We start from the raw sequence: 11,867 nt of genomic DNA, 5'->3' as shown, positions 1-11,867 counted from the left end.
TCAGCCCAGCCGCGTGCGCGCGGTACCGGCGAGGCGGGCGGCCAGGTCGCACAGCTCGCCGGTACCGAGGCCGCCCTCGGCGGTCGTGACCCGCAGCACCTCCGACATGGGCCGCCCGTTGCTGCCGACGAAGTCCCGGACGGGCATCTCGGCGTTGCAGGCGGTGTCGCCGTCGGCGCGTGTCCAGGTGCCGGTGCCGGGACCCGGCCGGCGTCGGTGCCCCGCGGGTCGTCGTAGCGGTCGAAGGACAGGGTGATCTGCAGGGCGTCGTCGGCGTCGCCCGCGTCCCAGCCGCACCGCCGGCCCGCGACGTCGCGGAAGAACTCCGAGCGGATCGGCCCGGGCAGCACGGTCAGGTCCTCCGGACGCAGCAGGGTGCACCCGTCCGCAGCCCACAGCGCGCTCGGCGTGGGCGGTGTGCGGCGGGGTACACCGTGGGCCAGGGTGGCCGCCGCCGACGACGCGGCCGCTTCGGCGGGGGCGCGCGGTCCGGGGCCACCTGCGCCCCGATCCGGGCGGCGACGCCGGACGGCAGCGGTCCGGATCGGAGGAGCAACGCCTTGAGGCTCTCCGCGGGCACGTTCTCCATGATCAGCAGCGGGCCGCCGTCGAGTTCCAGGACGTCGAAGACGGTGACGATCCGGCCGTGGTGCAGCTGCGCGGCGACCGCGGCCTCCCGGCGCAGCCGCCGGGTCGCCGCCGGACCGGACCCGTCGGACCCGCTCGGGTCGCGGTCGTCGGGGAGCAGGACCTGCTCGAGCGCGACGTCGCGCGGCAGCACGGTGTCCCGGGCCCGGTGCACGACTCCCGTCCCGCCGGCGCCGAGCCGCTCGCCGACGGTGTAGCGCCCGGCGACGACGGTGCCCGGGACCAGGACCGTGCTCACGGTGTCTCCCGGTCCAGTGCGTCGAGGTCGGCCGCGGTGATCGTGCGGCTGCGGACGAGCTCGGCGACGAGGTTCTCGTTCAGCGCGTCGCCGACCGGCGGCTCCACCTCCTCGGCGAGCAGCCCGGCGACACCCGCGGCGGAGAGCCGCTCGCGGACCGCACGCACGGTGTGCTCGGCCCGTCGGTGGGTCCAGCCCGCCTCCGGGTCCAGCGCCTGCATGCCCTCCCCGACCTGCCGCCAGCGCTGGGGCGTGGGGCGGGAGTCGCCCTGCAGATGGCGCCGGGCCGGCAGCACGACGACCCGGCGCTCGTCGGGTTCCAGCGGCCAGACCGGGGGCTCATAGGTGTGCGCGTCGGGTGGGAGGGCGCCGGTGCCACCCGGTTCCGGGCCGCTCACCCGAACCTCCAGGGCGTGCCCGCGCCCGGGGGAGCCGAGCACGGTCAGCAGCGTGTGGCCGGCCGCCGGCGGCACGGGTGGATCGCCCGGGCGCAGCTCCGTGCCCGCGGGCAGCCGGATCGCGGTCGGCCGCCGTTGTGCACCCACCACCGGCCGTCGTCGAAGCGCAGGAGGTCGTGCTCACGGCTGATCCGCAGGTCGCCGAGCGCCCGGTGCACCAGCGGCCGCTTGCGGCCGAAGACGACCTCACGGCCTTGGCACGGACCGAACGTCGCGCTGCTCTCGAGGGTCCGTGCGTACAACGTCTGCTCGCCGCAGATCCGGTCCACGCCCGGTCCTCCCGGTGGATCAGCTCTCGTCCTTCTCACTGCCCCGGCGGCTCAGCAGCTTGAAGCCGGGAATCCCGATGATCGCCTGCCGGACCTCCTTGAGCACGTCCAGGAGCTCGTGCACGTCCGGTCCGACACGGTCGAGCGTCGTGAGGATCGGCATGATGTCCTCCTCCATGTGCTCGGTGAACTTCGGCAGCTGGTCCACCAGCCGGATCGCGGCGCGCACCTCCTCCTCGGAGAGCTCGTCGACGAAGCGCTGGGCCAGCGGAGCCGCCCGGCGGGCCAGCGGGCCGTAGAGGTCCAGCAGCTCACCGGCCTGCTCGCTGGCGCCCGCGGCCTGCCCGACGACCTCGCCCGCCCGGTCGGACACCGCCTTCGCCGCGGTGACGACACCGGTCGCGTCGGTGGTGACGGTCTCGACCTGCCCGATGAGGCCGCCGGCGCGCTCGCTGATCTCGCCGACGGTCCGGATGAGTCCGCCCGCCTCGCCGGTGACCGTGTCCACCCGCGCGAGCAGCCCGCTCGCGTTCCCGGTGACCACCGATACCTGCTCGACGATGCCCTCGGCGTTCTGCGAGACCGTGGTGACCCGCCGGACCAGGTCGCCCGCCTCCTCGGACACCGTGGTGACGCGCCGGACCAGGTCGCCCGCCTCGTCGGAGACGGTGGTGACCCGGCGGACCAGGCCGTCGGCCTGCTCGGACACGGTGGTGACCTTGCGGATCAGGGTGTCGGCCTCGTCGGCGACGCCGGTGACCCGCGCGACCAGCTCCTCGGCGTTCCCAGCGACGCCGGTGACCCGCCCGACCAGCTCCTCGGCGTTCCCGGCGACGCCGGTGACCCGCCCGACCAGCTCCTCCGCGTTCCCGGCGACGCCGGTGACCCGGGCGACGAGCGCCTCGGCCTGGTCCGCGACCGGCCGGACCCGGGCCACGAGTTCGGTCGCCTCCCCGGCGACGGTGTCGACGGTCCCGATCAGCCCCTCGGCCCGGTCGACGACGCCGTCCACCCGGTCGAGCAGCTGCTCGGCGCGGGTCGCGATCGTGCCGATCCGGCCGACCAGCGAGCCGACCTCCTCCAGCAGCTCCCCGGCCCGGGCGGGCAGCCCGGCGACGGTCCCGGCGAGGTCGCCGGTCGCCTCGACCACGGAGGCCGCGCCGGAGAGCAGGTCGGACGGGCCGGGAACGTCGATACCCGCGATGCGCAGCGCCATGGCCCGGATCATTCCAGTCCGGCGGCGGCGCGGCTCAGGAGTCGGGGGTGCGGGCGCAGAGCTCGTCGACGGTGAGATCGCGTGGCGGCAGGTTCGCCGCGGTGAACCCGAACGGCGCGGCGAGCTCCAGCCAGCGCCCGGAGTCCTGCAGCGCGGTGAGCCCGCGGTCGAACTCGTCGCGGAAGGCACCGTCGGCGGGGCGGAACGCGAACGCCCCTGCCCCGACGACCGGTCGTCCCGCCACCTCGGGGGCGAACGCGGCGGTCACCTCCAGACCGATGCCCGCGTTGCGGCGGACCTCGTCGAGCAGCGAGATGCGGGTGAGCGCCCCCACCTGCGCACCGCCGTTCGCGACCTCGCGCACCAGCGCGCCCTGCGAGTCGACGGTGACGATGTGCTCGGCCCGGATGCCGGCCGCGAGCGCGTACTCCTGCTCGGCGCTGCCGTCGAGCACCGCCAGCGTCGCCCCGGACCGGCGGACTCCGGCCAGTGTCGCGACGCCCAGCGGGTTCCCGGCCGGGACCACCAGGCCGGTACCCGCCACGTAGTCGGGGCGGGAGAACGCGACCTGCTGGCAGCGCAGCGCGGTGATCGTCAGTCCGACCGCGATGACGTCGAAGCGGCCGTCGAGCAGGCCGGGGACGAGCTGGTCGAACTTCGTCTGGACCGCGGCCAGGCCGCTGCCGCCGAGGTCGGTGACCACCGCGCGGGCCACCTCCGGGCTCTCCCCGGTGGCCCGGCCGGAGCCGTCGGTGTAGCCGAACGGGCGCTCCCCGGACAGCCCGACGACGACGTCGCCGCCGGCTCGGAGCCGGGACAGCGGGTCCGACGGCCCTCCGCAGCCGCCCAGCAGCGGCCCGGCCAGCGCTGTCCCGCCGAGGGCGGCGGCCGCCCCCAGCAGGCGCCGCCGGCTCAGCCGGGTGGTGGTGCGGATCTGCATGGTCCCGCGAGCCTAGGTGTCGATCAGTCGGTCCACTCGGGGGCCCGCTTCTCCAGGAACGACGCCATGCCCTCGCGGGCGCCCCCGGACTGCGACATCGACGCCATGACCTCGGCCGCGACACTGTAGGCGTCGGCCTCGGGACGGTCGAGCTGGGCGTAGAGGGTCTGCTTGCCGACGGCCTTGGAGAGCCGGCTCCCGCGGGTCGCGCGGGCGAGCAGCTCGTCCACGCGGGCGTCGAGGTCGTGGTCGGGGACGGCGTAGTTGATCAGGCCCCAGTCGGCGGCGGTCGCCGCGTCGATCGGGTCCCCGGTCAGGGCCAGTTCCATCAGCCGCTTGCGGCCGATGTTCCGCGCGACCGGGACGGCCGGGGTGTGGCAGAACCAGCCGCCCTTGCCGCCGGGCAGCGCGAACGTCGCGGACTCCGCGGCGACGGCGAGGTCGCAGGACGCGACGAGCTGGCAGCCCGCGGCCCAGGCCGTCGCGTGGACCCGGGCGATCACGACCTGCGGCACCTCCTGCACGGTGCGCATGACCGTCGTGCACAGCCGCAGCAGGGAGCGGACCCCCGCGAGGTCGCGGGCGGCGACGTCGCCGAAGTCGTGGCCCGAGGAGAAGGCCTTGCCCTCCCCGGCGAGCACGATCCCGGTCGCGTCGCTGCGTCCGGCGCTCTCGAAGGCGTCCAGCAGCTCGCGCAGGTGGTCCTCGGTGAGGGAGTTGCGGCGCTGCGGGCGGTTCATCGTGATCCGGACCGTGTCGCCGTCCTGTTTCACCAGGAGGTGCTCGTAGTCGGTCATGGACCGACGGTAGCCCGGAATCCGCTCGTCGCCGAGGGGCGGACGCGCTACGGTGACCTGGTGACCGGATTCGTTGATCCGGTCACGCCGAGGAACGGGGGAGCGGTGGCGGTACCGGACGTGGTCGCGGCGGAGGACACCACGCGGATGGAGCGGGTGCTCGACGCGGCGGCCGAGCTGCTCGTGCGCCGCGGCTACCGGGGGGTGACCGTCGAGGACGTCGCGCACCGGGCGGGGGTCGGCAAGGGCACCGTCTACCTGCACGTCCGCACCAAGGAGGCGCTGTTCCTCACCGTGCTGCTGCGTTCGCAGCGGCGGCTGTTCGCCGACCTGGCCGACCGGATGCTCGTCGAGCCCGTCGTGGCGCTGCCCTGGGGCATGTCGCGCGAGCTGTACGAGCGGCTGCGCGCCGACGAGGTGGCGCGTGCGCTGTACCTGGGCGACGGTGAGGTCCTCGGCCGGCTCGCGCACGAGGCCGCCGGGACCCTCGGGGAGCTGGGCCGCCGCCGGGACACCGTGGTGCGCGAGCACTTCCGGGTGCTGCGGTCGGCCGGCCTCGTCGACGACGCGCTGTCCCCGGACGAGCAGATCCACGCCTGGGGTGCGCTGACCTGGGGCTACCTGTTCACCGAGAGCGCGGCGAGCCCGTTCGCCCCCACCGATCCGCGGCGCACCGCGGAGCTGATCGAACACGGTGTGGCCCGCCTGCTGACCGGGCCCGCCCCGGTCGCCCGTGCCTCGGAGGTCGCCGCGGCCGTCGCCGGTCTGTACCGGCCGCTCGTCGAGCACATCGACGCGGAGTGGAGACGTCGCGTCCGCTGACCCGGGCGCGCGAGGAGAGGAGTCCCGAGATGGCCGCACCGAGTGCCGTGGACCTGATGGACCCGGCCGTCACCGCCGACCCGTACACCGCCTACGGGCGGATGCGCGAGCAGGCGCCCACCACCACCGTGACGATGCTGGGCAGCCCGCCCGCCGTGCTCGTCACCCGCTACGACGACGTCCGCACGGTCCTGACCGACCCGCGGTTCGTGACCGATCCGGCGCTCGCCGGTGGGCCGGACACCCGCGAGAAGATCATGGCGACGATGGGGGTGCCCGACGACGTCGCGGGCTACCTGGTGCGCAACATCCTCACCACCGACGGCGACGAGCACACCCGGCTGCGCAAGCTCGTGTCGCGCGCGTTCACGGTGAAGCGGGTGGCGGCGCTGCGCCCGCGGGTGGAGGAGATCACCGCCGCCCTGCTCGACGAGGTCGCCGCCGCCGGGGCCGGTGGCGCGCCGGTGGACCTGGTGGAGGCGCTGGCCTACCCGCTGCCGATCACCGTGATCTGCGAGCTCGTCGGGGTGCCCGAGCCCGAGCGCCCGCAGTGGCACGAATGGGGAGCGGTGCTGACCACGATGGACCGCGAGCGGACCGGGCCCGCGCTGCGGGCGGCGATCGCCCACGTGCACGCCCTCGTCGACGCCCGCCGGGCCGAGCCCGCCGACGACCTGGTCAGCGCCCTGATCGCCGCCCAGGACGACGACGGCGACCGCCTCTCGGACCGCGAGATGGTCACGATGATCTTCGCGATCGTCATGGCCGGGCACGAGACGACGGCGCACCTGGTCACCAACGGCGTGCTGGCGCTGCTGGGCGCCCCGGACCAGCTCGCCGCGCTGCGGGCCGACCCGGCGGGCTGGCCGGGCGCGGTACACGAGCTGATGCGCGCCCGCGGCCCGGTGCAGTTCACCCAGTTCCGGTACCCGACCGTCGACGTCGAGCTGGGCGGCACCGTCGTGCCCGCCGGGACCCCGGTCATCGCCGGGCTGCTGCCGGCCAACCACGACCCGCGCGCCTACGACCGGCCCGACGAGCTCGACGTCGCCCGGGAGACCGGGCGGGGCGAGGGACACCTCGGGTTCGGACAGGGCGCGCACTACTGCCTGGGCGCGGCGCTGGCCCGACAGGAGGGCGAGGTGGCCTTCCGGACGCTGTTCGAACGCTTCCCCGGCCTGCGGCTCGCCGTGCCGGCCGCGGAGGTCGCCTGGCTGCCCCGTCCCGGGTTCAGCCGGGTGGCGGCGCTGCCGGTGCTCACCGGGTGATCAGGTGCCCGCGTCGTACAGGGTGAGCAGTGTCCAGGCGGCGAGGGACTGGGCGTCGGTGAGCTCGCCGCGGCCCACCATCGCCGCCAGCTCGGCCGGGGTGAACCAGGCGGCGCGCATGTCCTGCTCGGAGTGCTCGCGGCGCGGCGGGCCCGCGGTCAGCCCGGTCGCGAGGTAGACGTGACCGCGCTGGCTGGACATGCCCGGCGCGCAGTCCAGCGTGCCGAGCAGGGTCATCCGCGCCGCGGTCAGCCCGGTCTCCTCGACGAGCTCGCGCACCGCCAGCTCGGCCGGGTCCACGTCGGCCCGGTCGGGCGCGGTGCCCGCCGGGAACTCCCAGCGGCGGCCGCCCACCGGGTAGCGGTACTGCTCGACCAGGTGCAGACGGCCGTCGTCGTCGCGGGGGATCACCAGTGCGTAGGTGGGCTTGTCGACGACGCCGTAGATCCCCCCGGTGCCGTCGGCACGCCGGATGCCGTCCTCCCGGACGGTCATCCAGTCGTTGGCGTACACCCGGCGGCTCGAGGTCTGCTCGATCACCCGCCCAGGATGATCCCTCCACCCGGCCTTACAGTGAGCCGGGTGCGTCTCGTCATCGCCCGCTGCCAGGTGGACTACGTCGGACGGCTGACCGCCCACCTGCCCATGGCCCCCCGGTTGCTGCTGGTCAAGCGGGACGGCTCGGTGAGCATCCACGCCGACGACCGCGCCTACAAGCCGCTCAACTGGATGTCGCCACCGTGCTGGCTCACCGAGGAGCCCGGCGTGTGGACGGTGAAGAACAAGGCCGACGAGTCGCTGGTCATCACCATCGACGAGGTGCTGCACGACTCCAGCCACGAACTCGGCGTCGACCCCGGCCTGGTCAAGGACGGCGTCGAGGCGCACCTGCAGGAGCTGCTCGCCGCGCACCCGGAGACCTTCGGGGAGGGCCACACGCTGGTCCGCCGCGAGTACATGACCGCCGTCGGCCCGGTCGACCTGCTGCTGCGCGACGGGAACGGCGCGCACGTCGCGGTCGAGGTGAAGCGCCGCGGCGAGATCGACGGCGTCGAGCAGCTCACCCGGTACCTGGAGCTGATGAACCGCGACCCGCTGCTCGCGCCGGTGCACGGGGTGTTCGCGGCCCAGCAGATCAAGCCGCAGGCCCGCACGCTGGCCGTCGACCGCGGTATCCGCTGCGTGACCGTCGACTACGACGCACTGCGCGGGATGGCGCGCGACGACCTGCTCCTGTTCTGAGGCGGCCCCGCCGGGCCAGCGCGGGCCCGGCCGGGCCCTGCCACGGCGTCTAGCCTGACCACGTGAGTGCCACCGCCGCTGACTCCGCCCCCACGACCGCCGCCGTGCCCGCCTCGGGGGACTTCGCGTCCCTCTCCCCGCGCACCGGGGAGGAGCTCGCCCGCTACCCCGTCCACGACGGTGAGCACGTGCGTGCCGCCGTCCGTGACGCCGGCGAGGCCGGGGTGTGGTGGGACGTGCTCGGGTTCGCCGAACGCCGTCGCCGGCTCGCGGCCTGGAAGAAGGTGCTGGTCGCGCAGCTCGACCGGGTCGCCGGTGTCGTCGCCGCCGAGACCGGCAAGCCGCTCGACGACGCCCGCCTCGAGGTCGTGCTCGCCATCGACCACCTGGACTGGGCCTCGGCCAACGCCGCGAAGGTGCTCGGGAAGCGTTCGGTGTCCCCGGGCCTGCTGATGGCGAACCAGGCGGCGTCGGTGGCGTACCGGCCGCTGGGCGTCGTCGGCGTCATCGGGCCGTGGAACTACCCGATCTTCACACCGATGGGCTCGATCGCCTACGCGCTGGCCGCCGGCAACACCGTGGTGTTCAAGCCCTCGGAGCTGACCCCGGGCGTCGGGCACGAGATCGCCCGCACGCTCGCCGAGGCCGTTCCCGAGGTGGGTCGGTACCCGCTGCTGACCGTCGTCACCGGGTTCGGGCCGACCGGCGCCGAGCTGTGCCGCGCCCCCGGCGTCGGCAAGATCGCGTTCACCGGGTCCGCCGCGACCGGCCGCCGGGTGATGGCCTCCTGCGCGGAGAACCTGGTGCCGGTGCTCATGGAGTGCGGCGGCAAGGACCCGCTGATCGTCGACGCCGACGCCGACCTCGACGCCGCCGCGGACGCCGCCGTCTGGGGCGGGATGTCCAACGCGGGCCAGACCTGCGTCGGGGTGGAACGGGTCTACGTCGTCGAGTCCGTCGCGGGCCGGTTCCTGGAGAAGGTGCGGGCCGCGGCGTCGAAGCTGCAGGTCGGCACGGCCACGAACGAGGGCGACCTCGGGCCGATGACGATGCCGTCGCAGACCGAGATCGTGCGCCGGCACGTCACCGACGCCCTGGAGCGCGGCGGCCGCGCGATCGTCGGCGGCGCCGACTCGGTGCCCGCCCAGGGCGGGTCGATCTCGCCGGTCGTCATCGCCGACGTGCCCGAGGACTCCGTCGCGGTCACCGAGGAGACCTTCGGCCCGCTGGTCGTGGTCAACCGGGTGCCCGACGTCGACGAGGCGGTCCGCCGCGCCAACGCCACCGGCTACGGCCTCGGCGCGACCGTGTTCTCCGCGAAGCACGGCGAGCGGATCGCCGAGCGGCTCCGCTGCGGGATGGTCTCGATCAACGGCGTGATCTCCTTCGCCGGGATCCCGTCGCTGCCCTTCGGCGGGGTGGGGGAGTCCGGCTTCGGACGCATCCACGGCGCCGACGGCCTGCGCGAGTTCACCCGCGCCCAGTCGATCGCCCGGCAGCGGTTCGGGATGCCGATCGTCGTCACCAGCTTCAAGCGGACCGCGCGCACGATGCAGACGCTGGTCGGGATCGTGAAGGCCCGCCACGGGCGCTGAGGGGCCCCTCACCCGACGACCAGGACCGTTCCCGCACGTCGGGGTGGTCCTGGTCGCATGTTACCCACTGGTAGCGCTTCCGGATGACAGGATGCGCGACGACGCGGAAGACAGGGTTGTCGAACCAGGAGGTTGCAGCGTGGCACGTGAGTTCCGGACCGTCGGAGTGGTCGGCCTCGGCACGATGGGGGCGGGCATCGTCGAGGTCTTCGCCCGCAACGGTCTCGACGTGGTCGCCGTCGAGGTGGACGAGGCGGCGGGGGAGCGTGGCCGGGCCCACCTGGCGGCCTCGACCGACCGCGCCATCGAGCGCGGCAAGCTCACCCGTGAGCAGGCCGACGAGCTCCTCGGTCGCATCACGGTGACCACCACCCTGGCCGACCTGGCGCCGGCGCAGCTGGTCGTCGAGGCCATCCCGGAAAGCCTGGACGCCAAGACCGCGCTGCTGGCCGAGGTCGACAAGGTCGTCGCCGAGGACACCATCCTCGCCTCGAACACCTCGTCGCTGTCGGTCACCGAGCTGGCCGTGCGCACCACGCGCCCCGGCAAGGTCGTCGGGATGCACTTCTTCAACCCGGCACCGGTGCAGAAGCTGGTCGAGGTCGTGCGGACCGTCGTCACCGAGCCCGACGTCATCTCCGACGTCCAGGCGTTCGCCGACTCCCTCGGCAAGGTCCCGGTCGTTATCGGCGACCGCGCCGGCTTCATCGCCAACGCGCTGCTGTTCGGCTACCTGAACCACGCGGCGAAGATGTACGCCGAGCGCTACGCCAGCCGCGAGGACCTCGACGCCGGCATGCGCTACGGCTGCGGCTACCCGATGGGCCCGCTGGCCCTGCTCGACCTCATCGGCCTCGACACCGCCTACGAGATCCTCGAGACGATGTACGGCGAGTCGCGCAACCTGATGCACGCGCCGAACCCGGTGTTCAAGCAGATGATCACCGCCGGGCTGCTCGGCCGGAAGACCGGGCGCGGCTTCTACACCTACTCCGCCCCGCACAGCTCCACCGTCGTCGCCGACGGTGAGACCCCGGCCTCGGCCGTGCCCGACGACGTGACCCTGCGCGACGTGGCGCGGGTCGGCGTGATCGGCACCGGCACCATGGCCTCGGGCATCGTCGAGGTGTTCGCCAAGGCCGGCTACGACGTCGTCGTCCGCGGGCGCAGCGACTCCAAGGTCGAGGGCTCGGTCGCGCTGGTGCGCAAGTCCCTGGACAAGGCGGTCGCGCGCGGCAAGCTGGACGAGGCGGGCCGCGACGCCGTCCTCGCCCGGATCAGCGGCACCACCGCGCTGGAGGACATGGCCGAGGTCGACCTCGTCGTCGAGGCCGTCGCCGAGGAGCTCGACGTCAAGCGGGCGATGTTCGGCGCGCTCGACGAGATCTGCAAGCCCGGCGCGATCCTGGCGACGACGACCTCCTCGCTGCCCGTCGTCGAGTGCGCCGCGGTCACGAGCCGCCCCGGCGACGTGATCGGCATGCACTTCTTCAACCCCGCACCGGTGATGAAGCTGGTCGAGGTGGTGTCCACGATCGGCACCTCGCGCGATGTGGCCGCCACGGTCCTCGACGTGTGCCAGAAGCTGAAGAAGGTCCCGGTCAGCTGCGGTGACCGGGCCGGGTTCATCGTCAACGCGCTGCTGTTCCCGTACCTGAACGACGCGGTCAAGATGCTGGAGGCGCACTACGCGACCGCCGACGACATCGACGCGGCGATGAAGACCGGCTGTGCGCTGCCGATGGGCCCGTTCGAGCTGCTCGACGTCGTCGGTCTCGACGTGTCGCTGGCGATCCAGCGCTCGCTGCACGCGGAGTTCCACCAGGCCGGGTTCGCCCCCGCGCCGCTGCTGGAACACCTGGTCACCGCGGGCCGGCTCGGGCGCAAGACCGGTCACGGCTTCCGGGACTACACCAAGCGCTGAGGGATCCCGACACCCCTGGGACACTGGGGGACATGGCAGGACGGCGTGCGCGACGGCCCCGCCCCTCGGAACGGGGGCGGGGCCGTCCCGTCGCACCACCGCTGGGCAGCGGCATGACGACCGACCTGGAGAGCGGCCGCGACGGCGAGCACTACGTCCGCCGGGTGCCGGGCGGCACCACCGTGAAGCACTACCGGTGCCCCGGCTGCGACCAGCTGCTGCCCTCGGGGATGCCGCACGTGGTGACCTGGCCGGCCGAGGACGGCCGCGGGGTCGAGGAGCGGCGGCACTGGCACCTGCCGTGCTGGAACGCGCGCGACCGTCGGCGGGCGGGCTTCCGGCGGCACTGAGCGGCGCGGTGCCGGTTCCCGGCGGTACCGGGCGGCGCGGCGCGGCTCCCGGCGGTCCCGCGCCGCGCGGGGCCGGTTCCCGGCCGTACCGCGCCGCGCG

Annotated in this window: 14 protein-coding genes; 6 read left to right on the top strand and 8 right to left on the bottom strand. The window is 74.2% G+C overall.

What is annotated here, in order from left to right; translation table 11 throughout:
* The 7 genes from NH602_RS08635 to NH602_RS08605 form a co-directional block, all read right to left on the bottom strand.
* Entirely contained in the window at positions 1-147 is a 147-nt protein-coding gene (locus tag NH602_RS08635; RefSeq protein WP_253067514.1) for a hypothetical protein, read from the bottom strand.
* Between the two features lie 205 nt (positions 148-352).
* On the bottom strand, positions 353-886 hold the full coding sequence (locus tag NH602_RS08630) for a hypothetical protein (RefSeq protein WP_253067513.1): 534 nt from the start codon (positions 884-886) through the stop codon (positions 353-355).
* Complete coding sequence (locus tag NH602_RS08625; RefSeq protein WP_253067512.1) at positions 883-1,326, bottom strand: hypothetical protein; 444 nt, start codon at positions 1,324-1,326, stop codon at positions 883-885. The genes NH602_RS08630 and NH602_RS08625 overlap by 4 nt, the downstream gene beginning before the upstream one ends.
* Before the next feature lie 2 nt (positions 1,327-1,328).
* Positions 1,329-1,613, bottom strand: a complete 285-nt coding sequence (locus NH602_RS08620) for a hypothetical protein (RefSeq protein WP_253067511.1) — start codon at positions 1,611-1,613, stop codon at positions 1,329-1,331.
* A gap of 19 nt (positions 1,614-1,632) precedes the next feature.
* Positions 1,633-2,829 carry a methyl-accepting chemotaxis protein gene (locus NH602_RS08615; RefSeq protein ID WP_139283051.1) on the bottom strand — a complete coding sequence of 399 codons (1,197 nt, stop codon included), beginning with the start codon at positions 2,827-2,829 and terminating at the stop codon, positions 1,633-1,635.
* Positions 2,830-2,863: 34 nt separating this feature from the next.
* The gene (locus tag NH602_RS08610; RefSeq protein WP_073578501.1) at positions 2,864-3,769 is read right to left on the bottom strand and encodes a transporter substrate-binding domain-containing protein; all 906 of its coding nucleotides are present in this window, start codon (positions 3,767-3,769) and stop codon (positions 2,864-2,866) included.
* Between the two features lie 23 nt (positions 3,770-3,792).
* On the bottom strand, positions 3,793-4,566 hold the full coding sequence (locus tag NH602_RS08605; RefSeq protein ID WP_179761954.1) for an enoyl-CoA hydratase-related protein: 774 nt from the start codon (positions 4,564-4,566) through the stop codon (positions 3,793-3,795).
* A gap of 60 nt (positions 4,567-4,626) precedes the next feature.
* On the opposite strand from NH602_RS08605, the gene NH602_RS08600 reads away from it, so the two are divergent.
* Positions 4,627-5,388, top strand: a complete 762-nt coding sequence (locus NH602_RS08600; protein ID WP_179761955.1) for a TetR/AcrR family transcriptional regulator — start codon at positions 4,627-4,629, stop codon at positions 5,386-5,388.
* A gap of 29 nt (positions 5,389-5,417) precedes the next feature.
* Positions 5,418-6,656: a cytochrome P450 gene (locus tag NH602_RS08595; protein ID WP_179761956.1), complete on the top strand. Its 1,239-nt coding sequence runs from the start codon at positions 5,418-5,420 to the stop codon at positions 6,654-6,656.
* On the opposite strand, the gene NH602_RS08590 is transcribed toward NH602_RS08595, so the two are convergent.
* Positions 6,657-7,193, bottom strand: coding sequence for an NUDIX domain-containing protein (locus NH602_RS08590; RefSeq protein WP_253067519.1), 537 nt, complete (start codon positions 7,191-7,193; stop codon positions 6,657-6,659).
* A 45-nt stretch (positions 7,194-7,238) separates the two neighbouring features.
* On the opposite strand from NH602_RS08590, the gene nucS reads away from it, so the two are divergent.
* The 4 genes from nucS (at position 7,239) to NH602_RS08570 (ending at position 11,767) form a co-directional block, all read left to right on the top strand.
* On the top strand, positions 7,239-7,898 hold the full coding sequence (gene nucS / locus NH602_RS08585) for an endonuclease NucS (RefSeq protein ID WP_073578497.1): 660 nt from the start codon (positions 7,239-7,241) through the stop codon (positions 7,896-7,898).
* A 62-nt stretch (positions 7,899-7,960) separates the two neighbouring features.
* The gene (locus NH602_RS08580; protein WP_374210145.1) at positions 7,961-9,493 is read left to right on the top strand and encodes an aldehyde dehydrogenase family protein; all 1,533 of its coding nucleotides are present in this window, start codon (positions 7,961-7,963) and stop codon (positions 9,491-9,493) included.
* Positions 9,494-9,632: 139 nt separating this feature from the next.
* On the top strand, positions 9,633-11,417 hold the full coding sequence (locus tag NH602_RS08575) for a 3-hydroxyacyl-CoA dehydrogenase family protein (protein ID WP_073578495.1): 1,785 nt from the start codon (positions 9,633-9,635) through the stop codon (positions 11,415-11,417).
* Between the two features lie 113 nt (positions 11,418-11,530).
* On the top strand, positions 11,531-11,767 hold the full coding sequence (locus tag NH602_RS08570; protein ID WP_083474308.1) for a hypothetical protein: 237 nt from the start codon (positions 11,531-11,533) through the stop codon (positions 11,765-11,767).
* The last annotated feature ends 100 nt before the right edge of the window (positions 11,768-11,867 follow it).

This window comes from Pseudonocardia sp. McavD-2-B, assembly GCF_024124365.1.
GTDB classification, from domain to species: Bacteria; Actinomycetota; Actinomycetes; order Mycobacteriales; family Pseudonocardiaceae; genus Pseudonocardia; species Pseudonocardia alni.
This window is presented reverse-complemented; position numbering and strand designations above follow the sequence as displayed.

Bases quoted from the DNA above. Each gene is read 5' to 3' on its own strand.
- NH602_RS08610 (WP_073578501.1), bottom strand. From the start codon at position 3,769: ATGCAGATCCGCACCACCACCCGGCTGAGCCGGCGGCGCCTGCTGGGG.
- NH602_RS08635 (WP_253067514.1), bottom strand. From the start codon at position 147: ATGCCCGTCCGGGACTTCGTCGGCAGCAACGGGCGGCCCATGTCGGAG.
- NH602_RS08570 (WP_083474308.1), top strand. From the start codon at position 11,531: ATGACGACCGACCTGGAGAGCGGCCGCGACGGCGAGCACTACGTCCGC.
- NH602_RS08595 (WP_179761956.1), top strand. From the start codon at position 5,418: ATGGCCGCACCGAGTGCCGTGGACCTGATGGACCCGGCCGTCACCGCC.
- NH602_RS08605 (WP_179761954.1), bottom strand. From the start codon at position 4,566: ATGACCGACTACGAGCACCTCCTGGTGAAACAGGACGGCGACACGGTC.
- NH602_RS08615 (WP_139283051.1), bottom strand. From the start codon at position 2,829: ATGGCGCTGCGCATCGCGGGTATCGACGTTCCCGGCCCGTCCGACCTG.